Below are 18151 nucleotides of genomic sequence, written 5' to 3' on the forward strand. Positions count from 1 at the left end.
GTTTATACGCTAGAACTTAATATAGCAAGCTTAACAAGACTCAAGCATATTCAGCCACTCAACAAATTTCGATAATATTAAAGTTTGGTTGAATATTAATTGTTAAGATGGCAAGACAGCTAAAAGTGAGAAATAATTAATAAGTTTGATATGATGATATAGCATTTTTCATCATTCAAAGCTAAAATCAATAGAAATTTTTCTTAATTTATTAGTCCGTGGCTCCTCAGAGACTGTTTGCCAACAAAAGTAAAAATAGGGCCTGTGACTAAATACTTACCATTTCTGGAATAATGGTCAGTTTTAAACCTCACGCACCGCGTGCTTGGGAAGCGTGCGTTACGTAACACGCTTTGCACCCTACGCGATTTAATATTTATCTTTTCTGTGGCTGATTTAATACCCCACCGTCAACGGGGGTGCTTAAAATTGTTTGGAGTTTAAATCCATAAGCAATTAGACCTTCTGCCTTCTGCCTTCTTCAATTGATAAATACTCTCTAAATTTTCGCTCATATCATCATATAGTATAATAATATACGAATATACCCATGATTTTCAACTATATTATATGAATTTTAGCAATAGGCTTTCCTTTATATATGTTTATACGCTACAGTCCAAAATGTCACTAACGAATAGTTAAGCCGAACAAGGGAGTCTCCCACAAAAAGGAGAAGATGAAAGGGAATAAAACTATATTGACGGAAAATCGCTCTCCTTTAGGAGATTGGGCACAAGAAGCTTTGGGACTTCCAGAAGTGCAAGTACAGGTAAGATTGCGTGGCAATCATTTACATATTCTCTGTGAAGCCGAAAAATGTCCAGAAATGAACTTTGCACTAGCCCAGTTTTCCCAGGCACTGGGTCAGGTCGATCTAGAATCTCTACTACCTCCTAATCAACCTCGAATTTACCAGATGTTTCTATGTGGCCGAGCTTTAGGTCGCAGGAGACCTGACTGGACAGTAAAACTTGATGGTAATAAGGTAGGAATTCAGAGTCAACAGGTAAATACTCCTTCTCCTTCCTCTGGTTCAGAAGTTAATGCTCTTTTGAGGTCTAATTATGTTGTTCCTGCAAAACACCCACAAAATCAAAATGATAGTCAAACTTTACCGGAAGAACATCTGAGAAAAGTCACTGTGGGACAATCTCCGAAACTAGATATTAATCACAACGCCTCTGAATTACTTTCAACTCCCCACAAGTCATCTGTGTTGACAAATGACACATTAGACCATTCAGAACTGGTTTCATCACCAAGATTAGATTCAGAAAAATCTTCTGTTACTGAATCAACACAACCCAATGAATTAGAAGCAGACTCAGAGAATACAGAAGAATTAGACCAATATTTACTTGATTCTCCCCTGACAGTTTCCTATCAAAGATTGGCAAAATATGGCCATCCAGATGCAATTGCTAGTTATCTTAGTGAAGTTTTAGGTGAGTTAGGGGTTTCTGTAAATGTAAGTATTCGAGAAAGACAACTTAAGGAAAAATTAACAGAAACTACCCAACAATCAGAAGATTCTGCCAAAAGTCCTGAATTGAAAACCCAGAAAATTTTATGGGTCTCCTGTGAAGCAGCTTATAGTCCAGCTCCATCTCTATTGGCAGAACCGATCGCCCAAAAGCTCCGAGACTTAAAGCTCAAAGATTTCCATGAAGCTTTAATTTCTCTACTTGTTCAGGGTGAAACTGCACCTGACTGGATGTTGCGGGTGGATCTAACTCCACCCGATCTGATGCTACAAGAATGGGCAAGTTGGGGAGATGTGGCAGCAATTGAACGTTTGCTACAACAACAATTTACTACTCTTGAAATCAAGATTCGAGCTACTCTCAAAGAATCTACATTACATTTATTCTGTACTAATACTAATAACTCAAACCAAGAAGCTCCAGATAAAAAGAAGACAAAAGAAGCGATCGCCTCTACATTATCTACTATTCTACCTAGAGGTATCCAAGCTGCTACTATCTATGGTTGTATTATTAATGAACCGAAACAAAAATCGGAGTCACCTCTTTGGATCGACTGGTTGAATTTACCAGCATCAGAAAATTCAGAGATGGCAGCAAGTGCTAAAGTTTTGGCAAGTCAGGGAAACTATGAAGCTATTAGTTTTCTGTTAAACAAATTACTTAATCCAGACCTCGATCAAAAATTACAAACAGGTGGTATTCGAGTACTAATATTACCTAAGCAGGAATTATTGCACGTTATGAGTGAAGCTCCTACTTGTCCTTCTCAATCTCAAGTAGGACCACCCATCGCTCAGTTTTTGCGTCAACTTCAAGTTCCTGGAATTAGTGGGGTCAGGGTGTATGGACGTCGTGCTGGTCAAAAATTGCCTTTGTGGCGCTATGGTATTAATTTTACTGCCAGAAGTCGTCAGTATTCGGAACAACCTCCGGAGTTTGCTGCTTCTGCAGAAATGGATTTGTTATTAGGAAAAAGAGCAGATCGTGTTTTTCTCAAGTTAACACCACAGAAAACTGAAAAATTTGACTCAAAGCTGTTAACTCCTCATAATAATTACACAGTTACAACACAACTTTTTACGGCTATTCAACAGTTACTTATTACTTCTCGTTTGTTCATTCCTAATGAAGAATACTCTACACAAATGGGTAATTCATTGACATATAATACTTTTAATTCCGGTAAATGGGTTACTGCTTTTGCTTGTGCTGCTATGGGTATTTTGTTGACAGTTCAAACCGATCTAAAATTAGGTGCAATATTACAGCAACTTCCAGATATTTCCCGGTCTGGAAGTATTTGTCAGGGTCCGAATTGTCAAACTCCTACAGAAGTGAATGAAGATGCTGTGGAAGCTCCTGAATTTTCTACTTATCCTAGTTTTAATAGTCCGCAATTAGATGAACAGTTAGTTCGTTATCAACAATATTTACAAGTAGAAAAAAAACTACCAGATATTTTAATAGTTGGTAGTTCTAGAGCATTGAGAGGGGTTAATCCTACAGTACTTGAGGAAAGTTTAGCAACAGCAGGATATCCAGATTTAAGAGTTTATAATTTTGGCATAAATGGGGCAACAGCTCAGGTGGTAGATTTAATTGTACGTCAGGTTTTACCAGCAGAACAACTGCCGCAATTAATTATATTTGCTGATGGAGTTCGCGCTCTTAATAGTGGCAGAGTGGATCGAACTTTTGATATTATTGCGAGTTCTGAAGGTTATCAGGAAGTAGATGCTGGCACATTTACTATTGAGACAAATACATCAGAAACATCTGTTAATTTTGACATTAAAAAATACCAGCAAATATTTAAAAATATCCAGGGAAAAATTGAGGAAATATCGGTGACTTATCAACAGCGCGACCGCCTCAAAAGTTTAATAAATTCAATCATAAATAATCCGAAAAATTGGAATTTTTTGCAGCAACAAAAAGACAAAGATTTAGCAGTAGAAGATATTGATAAATTAGACCAATTTCAATCTAACGGTTTTCTACCAATTTCAATTAAGTTTGAGCCAGAAAATTACTATCAAAACTATGCTAAAGTTTCAGGTAAATATGATGCAGATTATGCTAACTTCCAGTTGCCAGGAAAACAAATAACTGCACTGAAGAATTTACTACAGTATACTCAGTCAATAGGGATTAATTTTGTATTTGTGAATATGCCTTTAACTACAGCATATTTAGATGAGGCGCGAACTACCTATGAACAAAAATTTCAGGAATATATGCAGCAGTTATCTCTAGAATATTCAAACTTTTTATTCCGAGATTTAGGTGGTGCATGGCCAGATGCTTATGACAAATTTTCTGACCCTAGTCATTTGAATCTTTATGGAGCGATCGCTGTTTCTCAACAGTTAGCTGAGGATAATATTATCCCTTGGTCAGAACCTTAAAATTTAGGTTTTAGGTTTGGGGTTTTAGGTTTTTAGGTGGAATTTTATTAGAATTATACCAATTTGATAAATGTTTGCTACAAATAGTTAGGCTATTTCTTAGGAGTCAACCCACCCCTCGCCCCTCCCCCTCCCAGGAGGGGAAGTCAGGAGTCAGGAGTCACACGGGAATTGCTTCAATACCAGTTTGAACGGTCGTAAATTCTATTTTTCGTCAAAGGGACATTTGCTGCAAAATCTTTTGATCGCACTTATTATTCGTAACATTATTTTTTCAAATCAGTATTATAGCAGAAGGAAGAAGAAATAAGGAAAAATCTTGCATTATCTGAGTTTTAAGCTTTTGAGATGTCCTAACTTTCCTTAGACTGCTATAAATCCCTAATATAGCAATGAGCGCTGGTATATTTACAAATTGTAGTAGGGGCAAAAGAGCTAGAAGTCTTATATTATCGGCAATTTATTCCCCCTGTTCCCTGTTCCCTGTTGCCTGTTCCCTGCGCACAGCGCTATAAGTTTGTAGAGACTGCCCATGAATTTAGGGTTTTTCACAAGGTTTGCTATCTATAGCAATCCTATTTTATTCGTGTCAAAAATCTTACTGCTTTTTAGGGAACACTTAACTGGGAACACTTAACTGGTAAGAGTTTCAGTTTTTTTATTTACTTTTTGATTACCCGCAACCTATTTAGGATTGCTATATCTCTAATAGTGCAATAGTGCTGTTGAAAAATCTGTTTACTATAGCAGTACGTTCTTTGGTTAGGACAATCAATTTGAGTGAAAAGGGAGTAGGAAATAGAGAAATAGAGGGATTTCCTCACCTATTTGTGTCGTGCTATAAAACCCAAGATTTAACATGCAACGGAAGGGTGACAACGATAAATTTTATTGCCAAATATGAAATTTTTGCAACTTTTTTATAGTCTAAACTACAAAATCAAGTATTCTTTTACAAATTCCTCAAAATAATGCTCTTCTTCTTGAAGACTTCAGTTATTAAGTAATAAGTCAGGTTCAGTAATGTTTTTAGCAATTATTTGGTAGCAAAAATGCGTGATATTTGGTATGACTGACTGAATTAAACTATCATCAATTTTATCCTTCTTATTTTTGATAAATTGCTAATTATTACTTGAGTTTATCAATAATTTTAATTAGAGTTTTTCCAGGCTTTAAATAATCTTTAAGAGTATCTAAATAAGTGACAAGGATTTGTAAGATAACACAACATATCGACAGTCTTTGCCCAGACGACTATACTTATCCGCACTATTGGCAGTCGATAAATTTTCGGATTATCATAGAGAAAAAAGAAGCTTGAATTCATCAAACTAGGTAAGGTGGACAAAAATTACAAAACTTACTATTAGTTATGAATAATATCAAATCCGTTTAATCGCGCGATAAAAAACTTTCCTATCCTCTTCCTTCTTCTTACCTTCTGTACGTCGCCAATCCGACGGCTTCCCCGACCTAAGGACTTACTCCTCCGTCGTTATTTATCAGTATTCAACCGGACATGATATAACTTAATATTTGCTAATTGTACTATACTTTTTCCTTATTCTTTAATTAATTATGTGGACGATCGGTCAAAATAAAACTCATAAACAGAAAAACTGTATAGGCAAAATAATCTCGCAAAAAATCATTCAAATTACAAGCATATTACTATTATTTTGCTTATCATTTCTACTGGTTATATTTATCATTCCTACAACTAGAGCTTCAACAACCAATATTTCAGCAAAGCCACAACAAATTATTAGTGCTGAAGAAAGAGATGATTCTTATGAAAAATTAATTGATGGATCTGAGAAACTAGAAGGGATATTTACCATTTATAGAGATGAAGAAACAGGTAAAACATTAATGGAAGTTAAACCAGAACAACTTAATCAAAACTTCCTTTCTGTAATAACTTTAGAATCAGGTATTGGCGAGGCAGGTTTAATTAGTGGTATACCAATCAGAGATTTTGTATTTCAGTTGCGCCAACATCAAGATAATATTCAATTTGTCCTGCCCAATCTTAATTTTCGGACTAACGAATTAGACCCTCAAGCTCGTTCAATTCAACGTTCTTTTAGTGACTCAATTTTATATTCTTTGCCCATTGAAGCAACTCATCCTCAAACAAAAACATTGTTGATTGACTTGGAAAATTTATTAATAGGAGAAATGAATTTACCATCACTAGAAGAAACTTTACCTAATGACTACTCAATAGACCGAACAAAATCTTATATTAGTGATGCTAAAGCATTTCCTTTAAATATAGAATTGGAGTCAGTTTATAGTATTTTAAATAAAGATAATACAGCATATTTAGAATCTTTGGCAGATAGCCGTGCTTTTAACCTCAAAGTTCGCTACAGTTTTTCTGAATTGCCAATAAATAATGGTTATATTCCTCGATTAGCAGATGAAAGAGTAGGTTATTTTATTAGTGCTTATAAAGATCTTTCTGATAATAATCGTAGAGAACCTTATGTTCGTTACATTAAGAGATGGCATCTAGAAAAACAAATTCCTAGCGCACCTTTATCACCTCCCCTAGAACCAATAACTTTCTGGATAGAAAATACAGTACCAATCGAATATCGTGATGCCATTCGAGAAGGAATATTAATGTGGAATAAAGCTTTTGAAAAAGCAGGATTTATTAATGCGATTCAAGCCAAACAAATGCCTGATGATGCTACTTGGGACCCGGCCGATATTCGTTACAACACAATTCGTTGGTCTACTATTTTTGACTCTTGGCTTGCAGGTATTGGACCTTCCCGTGTCAATCCATTAACAGGGCAAATTTTAGATGCAGATATTATTCTCAATGCAGGTATTATTAGAAGTATTAAATATGGCGGAGTAGGCAGTATAATTTTACAAAATCAATCTCTGCCTGAAGCTTTTCAAACCAAGGATGGAAAAAGTTACAATCCCTGCGTATTAGATATGTATTCTCGCTATTTAGGAAATCTAAAAACTGAGACGGAACCTAATACTTCAAATAACAGTATAGAATCCATTATTCCTCAATCTCTACAAGCAAAATATCAATCTTTTCGGAAGTCGTCATTATCAAACTCTCACTCATCAGAACATCTTTGTTTTGATTGGGAGTCATCTCAGCAGTTGGCAATAGGGGCGGTGGCAATGGATGCTTTGCAAAACATCAGACCCCACAGTAAAGAAATGGATAGGTATGTAAATCAATATTTAAAATATCTTACTGCTCACGAAGTTGGACATACTCTTGGTCTGAGACATAATTTCCACGGTAGTACAATGCTCGAACCAGAACAGTTAAACGATACAACTATTACTCAAACAAAAGGGTTAGTAGCATCTGTAATGGATTATGTACCAGTTAATATAGCTCCACAGGGAACAATACAAGGAGACTATTTTCCCACTATAGTTGGTCCTTATGATGATTGGGCAATTGAATACGGTTATAAACCCAGTGGCACCACTAGCTATATAAGTGAAAAAGGATTCTTACAAGAGATTGCTAGACGAGCGTCTCAACCAGAATTATCTTATGCCACAGATGAAGATTCTTATGATATTCTCGATCCAGCAGCAAATACATTTGACCTTAGTAGCAATACATTAATTTATTCCCAGTGGCAACTGGATAACGCCCGGAATATTTGGAAAAGTCTAGAAAAGCGCGTTCCTCAAAATGATGAAAGTTATAGCGAAATCAGGGTAATGTTTGATACGGTATTCTTCTATTATATCCAGCAAATAATGGATACTACTTTGTATGTAGGCGGTCAGTCATTTAATCGGGAGAGTACAAAAAATACTAATGGGCGATTACCATTTGAAGCTATATCTGTAGAGCAACAACGCCAAGCATTAGAAATTATAGATAAATATATTTTTGCTGAAGATGCGTTTCAGTTTGCACCAGATTTACTTAATAAGTTAGCACCATCACGTTGGCGACATTGGGGAAGCTCTGTTTTAGTTTTTCCTTTAGATTATCCCATTCAAGATAATATTTTGTTTCTGCAAAGGATAGTTTTACGATCGCTCCTTTCTGATATTCGTTTGACTCGTCTACGAGATTTGGAGTTGAAGACAACCCCAGATAATGCGTTGAAACTACCGGAACTTTTTGAGATTCTGCAAAATAGTATCTGGACGGAAGTTTTAGAGTCTAGTGGTGGAGAAGTTGAGATTTCTAGTATGCGTCGCTCTTTGCAACGGGAACATCTAAATTTACTTATTTCAATGGTATTGCGTAATCGTACTGTACCTGAAGATGCTCGAAGTTTAGCTTGGTATGAATTGCGACAACTGGATAAAGATTTGGAGAAGATAATTAAAAAGCGAGGTAAGAAAATGGATGAGTATACCATAGCGCATTTGGAGGAAATACGCGATCGAATTGTGAAAACTTTGAATGCACAATTACAGTCTAATTAGTAGGTGGCAACACATATGGTAGGGTATAGTAATAGTTAGGATAAACTAGAATCTTAGCCAATTTTTAAGATTTTATAGCCTCTTGCAATGGCATAATTTTTTTAACCGTTCAGCTTGTCTATCTAGAATTATCTTTGTTTTGTGCACTGGAAACTCTTGCATAAATGCAAGCTATCACATCTGGTTTAGAATTGTAGTCATCCGTGATGATAATTGTACGAGAAGGCAATTGATAACCTGTTAAATTCCCTTGTTTCCACCACCTCCAGACTGTTAATAACTTATTCCTACTTTTTTCACATAGTCTGAGAGTTTCATGTCTATAGATTAACATGAATGACTATATTTGTGTTAAAATTTTGCAATACCAAATCCACGCAAAGGTAGTTATATCATGTTCCCCCTCTGAGGGAGCTACGAATTGCGGACGGGTCAGTTATAAATAAAATTTAAGGACTGACAGTACCGAAAGTACCAAAGAAATACTGAAATTATCAATACCCCCAATACCAATATTTCCTCTTTTTCTCCTTTCTTCCCTCCTGAGGAGGTGACTTCCCCTCCTGGGAGGGGGAGGGGCGAGGGGTGGGTTGACTCCTGAGGACTCACAACAGTTATTTATAAGTATTCAACCGTTAGCGTAGCTCCCCCGGAGGGGGAACATGATATTATATCAAATCCGGTTAATTGCACATAAAAAAATTCTCCAATCGTCATAAGTAGGCCCATCTTTGTAATCCTCTCTCCTCCTGACTCCTGACTCCTGACTCCTGACTCCTCCTGAGTTAACCATTCTATAACTGTTTAACCGGACTTGATATTACATCTCTCTTTGTCGATTGGATATAGCAAGGTCTCCTCGCCATTCCACCCTTCGGGAAGCTCCCCTAACAACCGCTTAATCTATATTTTTGGCCTTAAGTATAAAATTTTATCGCTCGCAGATATTGTAAATATTGAATCTTTTTTTTTCTTTTTTTTTATGCTTCTCTTCTTCTACTCCTGCGTACAATGTAGCAATATTTTATGAAATTGGGATAATATCATGTCCCTTTAATAGCGCGATAGAACTCCGTTGGATGCTCCGTGTTAGATGTCGCAGTTTGCGATTCGCATTCGGTGACCAAGAGCGTTAACGGAAAGCAGTAGCATGACCTTAGCGCAGCTCCGACCAAGGAGATAGGATGCGTTGTGCGCCAGCTAAACAAAAACTTTCTTCTCCTCTTCCTTGTTTTTTCCTCCTGACTCCTCCCTATGGTTTCTCAGAAGCAATGATAATTACAGTGGTTTACAGCGCTTTTCAGATTGGTGAACTACATATTCAAAACAATAATACTTGTAGGGACGTTCCATGGAACGTCCCTACTATGGTCGATTCAAATGAAAACTGCTGTAATCAGACATGATATCAATCTATCTATGTCCTCAGCAATTCTTTCTTTACTATAAGTAAAAAATATTAATTGAAGAAGGAGACAGGAGACAGGAGACAGGAGACAGGAGGAAAATTACATGGGGATTCTAACCCCAAGTAATTTTGAACACCGTGTAGACGGTGGGGTATTAAACCCACAAAGAAAATGATAATTGTAAAAATTATAAAAATAATATAAAAGACGCGATCTAAACTGCATTTATCAAAATTTTACTTTAGTAAAGCGACAAATAAAATCACGGGAATCCATAATTACATATAAAAATGACTAGATAAATGTATATCATAATTTTTACAAAAATATATAAAGATAGAAATTAATAGATTAAGTAGGTAAACACGAAAAAAAACAAAGTATGTAACAAAAATTCAAGTAGCTCAGAAGCCTCTTTCCTTCGGCTTTCTGCTCTCTGCCTACTGCCTTTCTCTAACGAAAAATTTTAACGTTTACCTACTTATATTAAAGTTGATTGACAAATGTGCCATGATGTACGATGTAAATTACAGGGTGGCATAAATATTTGTTGTGCAGTTAGTATTAGGGCTAAGGAAAAATAAGGATGCAGCCAATTCGACAAGGTGATGTAATATTACAATCAGTTAAGCTAGCTTTAGGTAAAAAACTATCTCACCTGACTTTAGCAGAAGGAGAGGTCACTGGACACTCTCATAGGATTACTCGTGGAGATGCAGAGCTACGCGAAAAAGATGGCACTCTGTACCTGAAAGTTTTGTCAGAAAAAGTAACTTTAACCCACGAAGAACATAAAGCCATCGAGATTCCTCAAGGAAATTGGATGGTACGCATTCAGCGAGAATATGAACCTCTTGGGTGGCGCTATGTGGCAGACTAAAATTGAAAACCTCACAGCAGAACAAAAAACATTAATACCAATGTATCAGGAAAAGTGGCACAAGAATATGGTGTCAACTGACCCGATAGATAGGCAAAGGGCAACAAATGCAGTGAAAGCAGCTTATTCTGCTATGGGAAAACGAGAGCCAGAGATTCTATTTATCAGTAGTCCAGATGCGATGAAAGAGATAGTAGGATCGCGTTCGCCCCAACGTTTAGTGCAAATGTTGGGCACTCCCTTACTAACTTCCTTACAAGTTCAACTCTCAGAAGAAATAGAAAGCCAAATTGATGAACAACTCTGGCTGAAACTGGAAAATGATTTGCCCAATGAAGAATTACTACAGCTAATGTTTATCTGGCAAGATACCTTAGCTGAACACGCAGAATTATTAGAGGAGCTGTGGGTACAATGGCAAGGTGGCATTATTAGGCAAATCTGGGAACAGCAGCAAAAACAGTTGCGACAACAACTAATAGAGTTTCCTGGAGGAAATCCTTTAATTCGATTCGGAGATTTAATTTGGCAACAAGTTGGACAACCCCTATCACAACATATAGAAGTGAATATATGGGAGCATCTGTCTAGTCAACCCCTGATACGAGAGTGGGAGGAACAGATTAAGCAACCCCTGCAACAAATAGGCGATGCAATCGGGTTAGTCTCAAATATTAGCCAAAATTTGATGGCAAGTTCCATTGAAATGATCGATTTCTGTATCTCTGTACTTGAGTGTAGTTGCAACCAAAAAAAATGGCAGGCACTTCAAGAGTTGGTCAAAGAATGCGGGTTTGTGTTACAATTAGAGAATATCTGTTTGGTATGTGACCGCCCAATTAAGCTATCTCTGGACGAACAAAACCGTTTTCATGCTGAAGGGGGATCGGCAATTAGATTTATTGATGGTTATCGGATCTATGCTTATCATGGGGTAAAGCTGCCAGAAAAATATGGATTATTATATCCCGAACGATGGCAAGTACGGTGGTTACTGGAAGAAGAAAATGCCGAACTACGACGAGTATTAATTCAGGGAATAGGTTACAGTAGAATTTGTCAGGAATTGCAAGCAGTAGAATTAGATAGTTGGCGAGAGTATACTCTGTTGAGAATAGATAATTATATTGATGTTGAACCAATTTATCTATTAAAAATGATTTGCCCTAGTACAAATTATATTCATGCCACAAGAGTGCCTCCAGATATTAGTAAAGCGAGGGAGGCTATTGCTTGGGTAAACTGGGGGGTTGATCCAGAAGAATTTATGGTGGAAACTTAATAGATGTAGATTTGATTTTTCCTAGGTACTAACTAAGGAGTCAGGAGTCAACCCACCCCTCGCCCCTCCCCCTCCCAGGAGGGGGAGTCAGGAGTCAGGAGGAAAAAACAAGGAACAGAAGAAGAAAGTTTTTAATCGCGCTATTAAGCGGACATAATATAATATAGTCAGGACTTACAGACCTGCAGCGTATTTTTGTCTTAAGCAACCTACAGGGCAGCAATTTCAAATCATAGTTTTTCGTACCTCATGCATAACTCCTGATAGTGTTTTTATTTGAGATGTAAATCTAGATTGAGGTTTTTCTGATCAAAAAAGCGCACTGTTCCAGTACCCTATATCCTGATGTTTTCCCACCTTTACTATTCCCTATTTAATAGTACTTGGTTTCCATATCCCAGATAAAAAGGCTATAAGTCTCATGTCCGATCTGCAGAAATATTTTGCTCAATTGCTTGATAACATTCAGATACAGAAGCTTTTTGTGTCATCGCAGTCACTAATGCTTGATAAGCAGATTGATGATTTTCGATTAAACTTCGTGCTTGCAAGGATGCCCAACTTTGTTTAAGTTTAGATTCTGTAGAGCGCTTTAATTGTGTTAAGATTACTGTAATTTTTGCCCGGTCTTCTGCCCCACCCTCAGCGTTACCATAAACTAAATCTTCTGCAGCAATACCCGCCATCCAGACCGTAAAATATTGGTCTATAGCTTGTTCAGAAACCATACCCCTCTGTAACTGGGCAGCCAACTTTTCGTCATTAAACCTAACCCCACCCTGAGCAGACTGACCTTGCCGAAATGCCTCCCATGCACTGAGAGCATACCCACTAACAGGGATATCTAACAAATAAGCTACCAAAAAATGTCCAGCTTCGTGACTAATAATCCGGTCGCGTCTTTCTGAGGATGTACCTTCCACTAAGTCTACAATAATCATACTTGCCTGACCTTGCCATCCTAATGTATCTATAGCAGCTAGTACCATCACAGAAAAAGTAGCGATCGCTGGTATTACTGGGGATATATTAAAAATTGGTCCTAGTAAAGCAGACATTGTCATTATAAAAATACTAATCGCAATAATATTCAGGGAAGTTTGTCTCATATATTGAATTTATAGTAGTTATTTCTCATTATTATAAAACAACATTTAAGTTATATTCTATATTTTTTAAATACTATAAAATCAACAAGAATTAGGTTTTCAGAGTAAATTTTTAATGACAACTAACCAAGGTTTGCCCTCTACCTCAATGTTCAATTCAAACTACTCAATCCCTAATTTTCTATAAGTTTCAGGACCAACAACCCCATCAACTGTAATTCCTTCATTGGTTTGAAATTTCCTGACAGCAGCTTCTGTTATTGGTCCATAGATACCCTCAACGTCACTATCATTATTAAGATAACCACCTTCTTTCAATTTCTTCTGAACTCGACGAACGTCTCCACCCCTCATAAAAGGACTAGCTAATCGCAGAATTCGCAGTCCTGGGTCTCCTCCAAAACCTTCTGAGGGAGAAATACTGAGTTTACTTGCCGTTTCCAGTCCATATAAGCCATCAGCATCAATTTGATCGTTGAGATGGTTCTTGTTCCAAAGAGTTTGAAAGGCTTTAATTTCTATATTCCCGATGGGAATTCCAGGAAAACTAAAATGAACTACATTCCCCTGACCATAGCAAGTCCAGCCTTGAGCTTCTAAATAAGGTCTCCAACCACTCCAGTCAGCAACATCTAAAGCTAAACCACTTTCATGACTACTACTTCCTGGTTGTGCAACAGCTTAAAAACCGCAGGGATTTCCATATTCAAACCAGTAACGCAATAGATATTGTTGAGCACAAGTGCGATAGGCTGAGTTAATCCCCATTGTGGTGCCTCGGTTTTGGATTGCTCTTCTTAGTGCATTTTTGGCAGCTGGCTGTAATAAAGGAAATTGCTTTGGATAAATGGAAATATTAAGGTCTGAAAAATCTACGAGAGTTCCTGGGACAACGTTATTCACTTCAGCCAGAATTTGACGGGATAACTCATAAGCAATTTTTGTTCATAGACAAGGCGTAACGTTTTTTAGCATTTGCATTTTGTGTTTTTCCTTTATTCAATTGTTTCTAAGTGTAATAAACCTAATGCGTGCAAGGCCATTAAACTAACAACTCCGTCAGCCGCTAACCCATCAGCATCTTGAAAAGATTTAACAGCTACTTCTGTTGCTGCATCAAAATTACCAGTAATTTCTCCTTGATAGAAAGAAAATTCTTTGAGTCTTTCTTGAAGACGTTTTACACCTTCACCTGATGAACCCATTGATAAAATTCCCATTAGTTTTTCTCCTTACTTAATCCAAGTTTAATCATTATCTATACCTAGTGCTGAACGGGTTGCTGAACCAACAATTCCATCAACTACCAACCCATTTTGTTGTTGAAACTTTTTAATGGCTGCATCTGTTTGAGGACCGAAAACGCTATCAATTCCATCTTCTAGATAGAAACCGCGATCAACTAATGCCTGTTGTACTTCTCTAACATCTCCTCCTCTCATATAAGGTTCTGTTAAAAATAACAGAGGTCTACTTACTACAGGAGCAACAATAATATCTGGAATTAATGTTTCTTCACTGATTATTAAACTCCTCACATTCAAAGGTAAGTTTAAGCTCCAGTTTCCTATGTCAATTATTTTCCGGAAAGCATCCATTCGATCAACGGTTCTATTTAGAATTCTGATGGAATGATTAGCTAACCATTCTCGTCGAACATTGATGTAGTTAGAAATCCAAGCTTGCTCTCCAATCTCAGAAGGACGACCATGCCTTTCGATTGTGCGATCGCGCATTCGTCCCCAGGAACCATGAATTGTACTGTCATAAACAACTGCAGTCCCTAAAGCAGTTTCAATACCAAGTGAAGTCGCTCGGTTAATCGCAGAAGTCCAATAAACCCGATCAAAGAAAGCATCTTGTGTGTCTATCATCACATCGTCTTGTTTGCCTGCTTGACGCAAAATTCTATGTAAATTTCTATCGTCACAGAGAGTTCTATCCTGTTGTTTTAAACTTTTTAGATAGGGAGACAATTCATCAGCAAACTTTGCTCCATCTGCTTCTGTATAAGCTTTGATTAACAAGTAGAGATTACCACTATTGATCGTGGTCTGGGATTTTCCATAGGTTAATCCACCAGGGTCTCCTGGAGCACAAACAACTAAAGAATAATCTCCCACAACCCTGCTAGTTTCAAAGATATTGATGATAGCTTGGGCTGTTCTTTTTTGCAAATTACTCAGCATGATTTACTGTTCCATAAAACTGATATAAAGCTTCACATCAAGTGAATTTTTAATGCTTACTTCCTGCTGCAACCGATGCTGTCAGCGGTATCTTGTCCATAGAAATTTACAGTCAAGCCAACCGCATTTTTGAGATCGATAGAAGCTCAAGTTTCTATCAACCGACAGTCCGAACTCAGGATAGTTATATTTTCTGAAGTTGAAGAGAATATCCGGAACCTGCCCGCTAGTATTTTGTAAAGTTAGTTTTGATGGGTTAATTTTCCTCTGCAGTCTCTATCCTTTCTGCTCCCCCTGCTCGTCTCAACCCATCAATTCAAAGCTGACAGACCACTAAGAGAACCGTTTACCTATAGCGCTACGCGCATAGGGGAGCCGTCGGATTGGCGATGTACAGAAGTTAGTAGGGGCGTTAATGTAGTTGTGCGCTAGCTAATGGCCATTTGCTAACGTAGAGCTGCTGCTTTACATGTTGCGGATAAAAACGCCCGTACAAAAGTCAGAAGTAATCCCTGACGCTCGTTTGAGCATTTATAGCGCTGTGCGCAGGCAACAGGCAACAGCTCCGGAAGGGGGAATAAATTGCCGATAATATAAGATTTTAGCTATTTTGCCCTTCCTGCAATTTGTAAATATACCAGCGCTCATTGCTATATAAACGTCCTAACGTATTTGCGTAGTGCTATAAATTAAGTTTTAGCTCAAAATTATTTGCTAATAACTGATTATGAACAAAAATTGGCGTTGGTGATTTTGGCTATGATTTTTTTAAATGGCAATCGCCTAAATACTAATTAAAAAGCATTTTATACCTTATAAATTTAGCTTTCATCGCTTGATTCACCAACGCCCAAAAATTTAAAATAAATCAATATTTCTTGATAAATTAATTTAAAGGATGATTTAAAGTTGGGCGTTGGTGAAAAGAGGTATGATATCATGTCCGGATAAGAGCGCGATAGAACTCCGTGACCTTTACGCGACCAAAAAACTTTCTCCTTCTATTCGGGGTTTCTGATTATTTCTTCCCTCCTAAGGAAGTCCGACTGACTTCCCCTCCAGGGAGGGGCGCGCGGGTGGGTTGACTCCTAAAGAATTAAGATGAATATCATACACGCACTTTACCAACGCTTAAAGTTGCCAGAAGTTGAGTCTGGCGATCAAGTTTTCAAGCAACTTTCTGACAGGAAGTTTTGATATTACTTAATTCTCAAGATTACTTAAATCCTGATTCTCAGTTTGTCGATCTTGTTCAAGTGACCTAGCTTGTTCAAAAGTTTCTGAACTATGACTATCACCTACAAAGCGCCAATGCCAGGGTTCATAACTAATGCCTTGAGGATTATCTCTCGGAAACGATAACTCAAAACCATAGTTACCTGCATTTTCTTGCAACCATTGGAAAGCTTTTGTATTTTCAAAACTAACTTTGAGATAACTATCTGGTACTCTAGCATCTCCAATATCAATGGCATAGCCTGTATGATGTTCACTATAACCGGGAGGGGCACTAACTTCGGCTCGTTGATATGTTGCCTGTCCTCGCTTTGCCTTTAGCTCAAAAAACAAATACTCTTGATCTGCCAAAGTTCTAAACCCGGAAATAGGAACTAAATTAATATTTGTCGCCCAAGCTGCATCTGTCATAGCATTAAATCTTTCTGCTGCATTTGAGCGGAGTCTGACATTTTGATTACCAAAAACTGGTGTTAGTTCCTGCCAAGTTGCCTCTTTATATGGCAAATGTCCAAGAATATTTTCTTGCTGCTGGATAGAAGGAGTTGGAGATGGTGAGGGGGTTTCTTCTACTTCTGTAGGAGTTGCAGATGGTTCAACTAATTTTATGCCTAAATTTTGTTTGATTTGGCTAACAAAAGCTTTGTCTTGAGTTTGATGAAGTTGGAAGTGCAAACCAATACTAATCATCAGAGCGATCGCCCCTATACCTAATAATTTCCAAATCTGCCATTTTTTCTGAGACTGAATAGGTTGCTGTTTTGGACTTTCGTATTCATCTCTTACAGCTTCTGGAATGTCATCTACTGACAATTTCGGTTCATCTGGAGATTTTTTCTTAAATAGACCGAGCTTATTCAACATTTTCACTCCTGCACTTTCACTGAAATCATACTTTACTCAAGGCAAAATTAAAATTTGTGCCGATCACTTGCTGATTTTTTAATCACCAATTTCATTAATGGCCAGTTGCTGATTCTGCACTTTTTACCTCACTTGCTCCATTATTATTGTCGATCATTTTTCTTGGTCTACCTGGTTTGCGCTTGTGGCGTTGACTAATGGACTTGTCACTAGCTACTGCTAATTCTTCTGGAGTACATTTTAAAATATCCAGAATTTCTAGGTACTTTTGGGGAGTCATTGTTGGTTCTGTACGCCCCGTTTCCCAGTTACGAACACTGGTTTCGCTTATTCCTAGTCGATCTGCTACTTCTGCACGGGTAAGCCCCGCACGTTCTCTCAGGGCTTCCATATCCATATCTTTTATGTTTCCTCCAGCAATCATCTACAGTATAAGTTTTTTTGAAAACTAATTTAGAGAATTAATTAAACTATCTTATTTTAAACTTGTTAAAATAGAATTGTCTAGGTTTTTTTAAAAAAAGACTCAATTTATTATTTATAGTGTATAGTGTCTGGTTAATATCCTCCCCGACCATCAATCAAACAAACTAAGTTGTTGAAAAGATTCAGGGCAGGTTGACACATCTTTGGAGGACAAAAGTTTAACTCAAATTGTTGAAGAGTGGATAGACTCTATACCAGAAACAGAAATTGAAAATGCTAAAAAATTAATAGAAAAGTCGTCCTAAAAGGGTAAGGCTTGAGACCCATTTTTTCGGTCAATGGGGATTACTCTCCCACCGATAGCATCCCATACAAAGTGCAGGTTTGTTTCATTGTCGGTTAATATATTGTG

Annotated in this window: 11 protein-coding genes; 4 read left to right on the top strand and 7 right to left on the bottom strand. The window is 37.3% G+C overall.

Translation table 11 applies throughout. From position 1 onward, the window contains the following. Positions 1 to 679: 679 nt before the first annotated feature. The 4 genes from F6K06_RS19370 (at position 680) to F6K06_RS19385 (ending at position 11915) form a co-directional block, all read left to right on the top strand. Positions 680 to 3898 (top strand): DUF1574 family protein, encoded by a 3219-nt coding sequence (locus F6K06_RS19370; protein ID WP_287242820.1) that lies wholly within the window; start codon positions 680 to 682, stop codon positions 3896 to 3898. Between the two features lie 1581 nt (positions 3899 to 5479). Then, positions 5480 to 8344: a zinc-dependent metalloprotease gene (locus F6K06_RS19375; RefSeq protein WP_287242822.1), complete on the top strand. Its 2865-nt coding sequence runs from the start codon at positions 5480 to 5482 to the stop codon at positions 8342 to 8344. A gap of 1995 nt (positions 8345 to 10339) precedes the next feature. Then, on the top strand, positions 10340 to 10633 hold the full coding sequence (locus F6K06_RS19380; RefSeq protein ID WP_124144256.1) for a hypothetical protein: 294 nt from the start codon (positions 10340 to 10342) through the stop codon (positions 10631 to 10633). Next, positions 10620 to 11915, top strand: a complete 1296-nt coding sequence (locus F6K06_RS19385; RefSeq protein WP_124144255.1) for a DUF6745 domain-containing protein — start codon at positions 10620 to 10622, stop codon at positions 11913 to 11915. The genes F6K06_RS19380 and F6K06_RS19385 overlap by 14 nt, the downstream gene beginning before the upstream one ends. Before the next feature lie 419 nt (positions 11916 to 12334). Here F6K06_RS19385 and F6K06_RS19390 read toward each other — a convergent pair whose 3' ends face one another. From F6K06_RS19390 to F6K06_RS19420, 7 genes are all read right to left on the bottom strand, one after another. Then, on the bottom strand, positions 12335 to 13024 hold the full coding sequence (locus F6K06_RS19390; RefSeq protein ID WP_124144254.1) for an ATP-dependent Zn protease: 690 nt from the start codon (positions 13022 to 13024) through the stop codon (positions 12335 to 12337). A 162-nt stretch (positions 13025 to 13186) separates the two neighbouring features. Further along, positions 13187 to 13378: a peptidoglycan-binding protein gene (locus tag F6K06_RS19395; RefSeq protein WP_205127318.1), complete on the bottom strand. Its 192-nt coding sequence runs from the start codon at positions 13376 to 13378 to the stop codon at positions 13187 to 13189. Between the two features lie 327 nt (positions 13379 to 13705). Next, entirely contained in the window at positions 13706 to 13927 is a 222-nt protein-coding gene (locus tag F6K06_RS19400; protein WP_124144252.1) for a hypothetical protein, read from the bottom strand. Between the two features lie 92 nt (positions 13928 to 14019). Beyond that, positions 14020 to 14244 carry a peptidoglycan-binding protein gene (locus F6K06_RS19405; protein ID WP_124144251.1) on the bottom strand — a complete coding sequence of 75 codons (225 nt, stop codon included), beginning with the start codon at positions 14242 to 14244 and terminating at the stop codon, positions 14020 to 14022. Between the two features lie 27 nt (positions 14245 to 14271). Continuing rightward, the gene (locus F6K06_RS19410) at positions 14272 to 15213 is read right to left on the bottom strand and encodes a peptidoglycan-binding protein (RefSeq protein ID WP_287308801.1); all 942 of its coding nucleotides are present in this window, start codon (positions 15211 to 15213) and stop codon (positions 14272 to 14274) included. A gap of 1203 nt (positions 15214 to 16416) precedes the next feature. Further along, positions 16417 to 17313, bottom strand: a complete 897-nt coding sequence (locus tag F6K06_RS19415; RefSeq protein ID WP_287242826.1) for a D-alanyl-D-alanine carboxypeptidase family protein — start codon at positions 17311 to 17313, stop codon at positions 16417 to 16419. Positions 17314 to 17407: 94 nt separating this feature from the next. Beyond that, the gene (locus F6K06_RS19420) at positions 17408 to 17710 is read right to left on the bottom strand and encodes a DNA-binding transcriptional regulator (RefSeq protein WP_124144248.1); all 303 of its coding nucleotides are present in this window, start codon (positions 17708 to 17710) and stop codon (positions 17408 to 17410) included. Positions 17711 to 18151: the final 441 nt, after the last annotated feature.

Source organism: Okeania sp. SIO1H4, from assembly GCF_010672695.1.
GTDB classification, from domain to species: domain Bacteria; phylum Cyanobacteriota; class Cyanobacteriia; order Cyanobacteriales; family Microcoleaceae; genus Okeania; species Okeania hirsuta.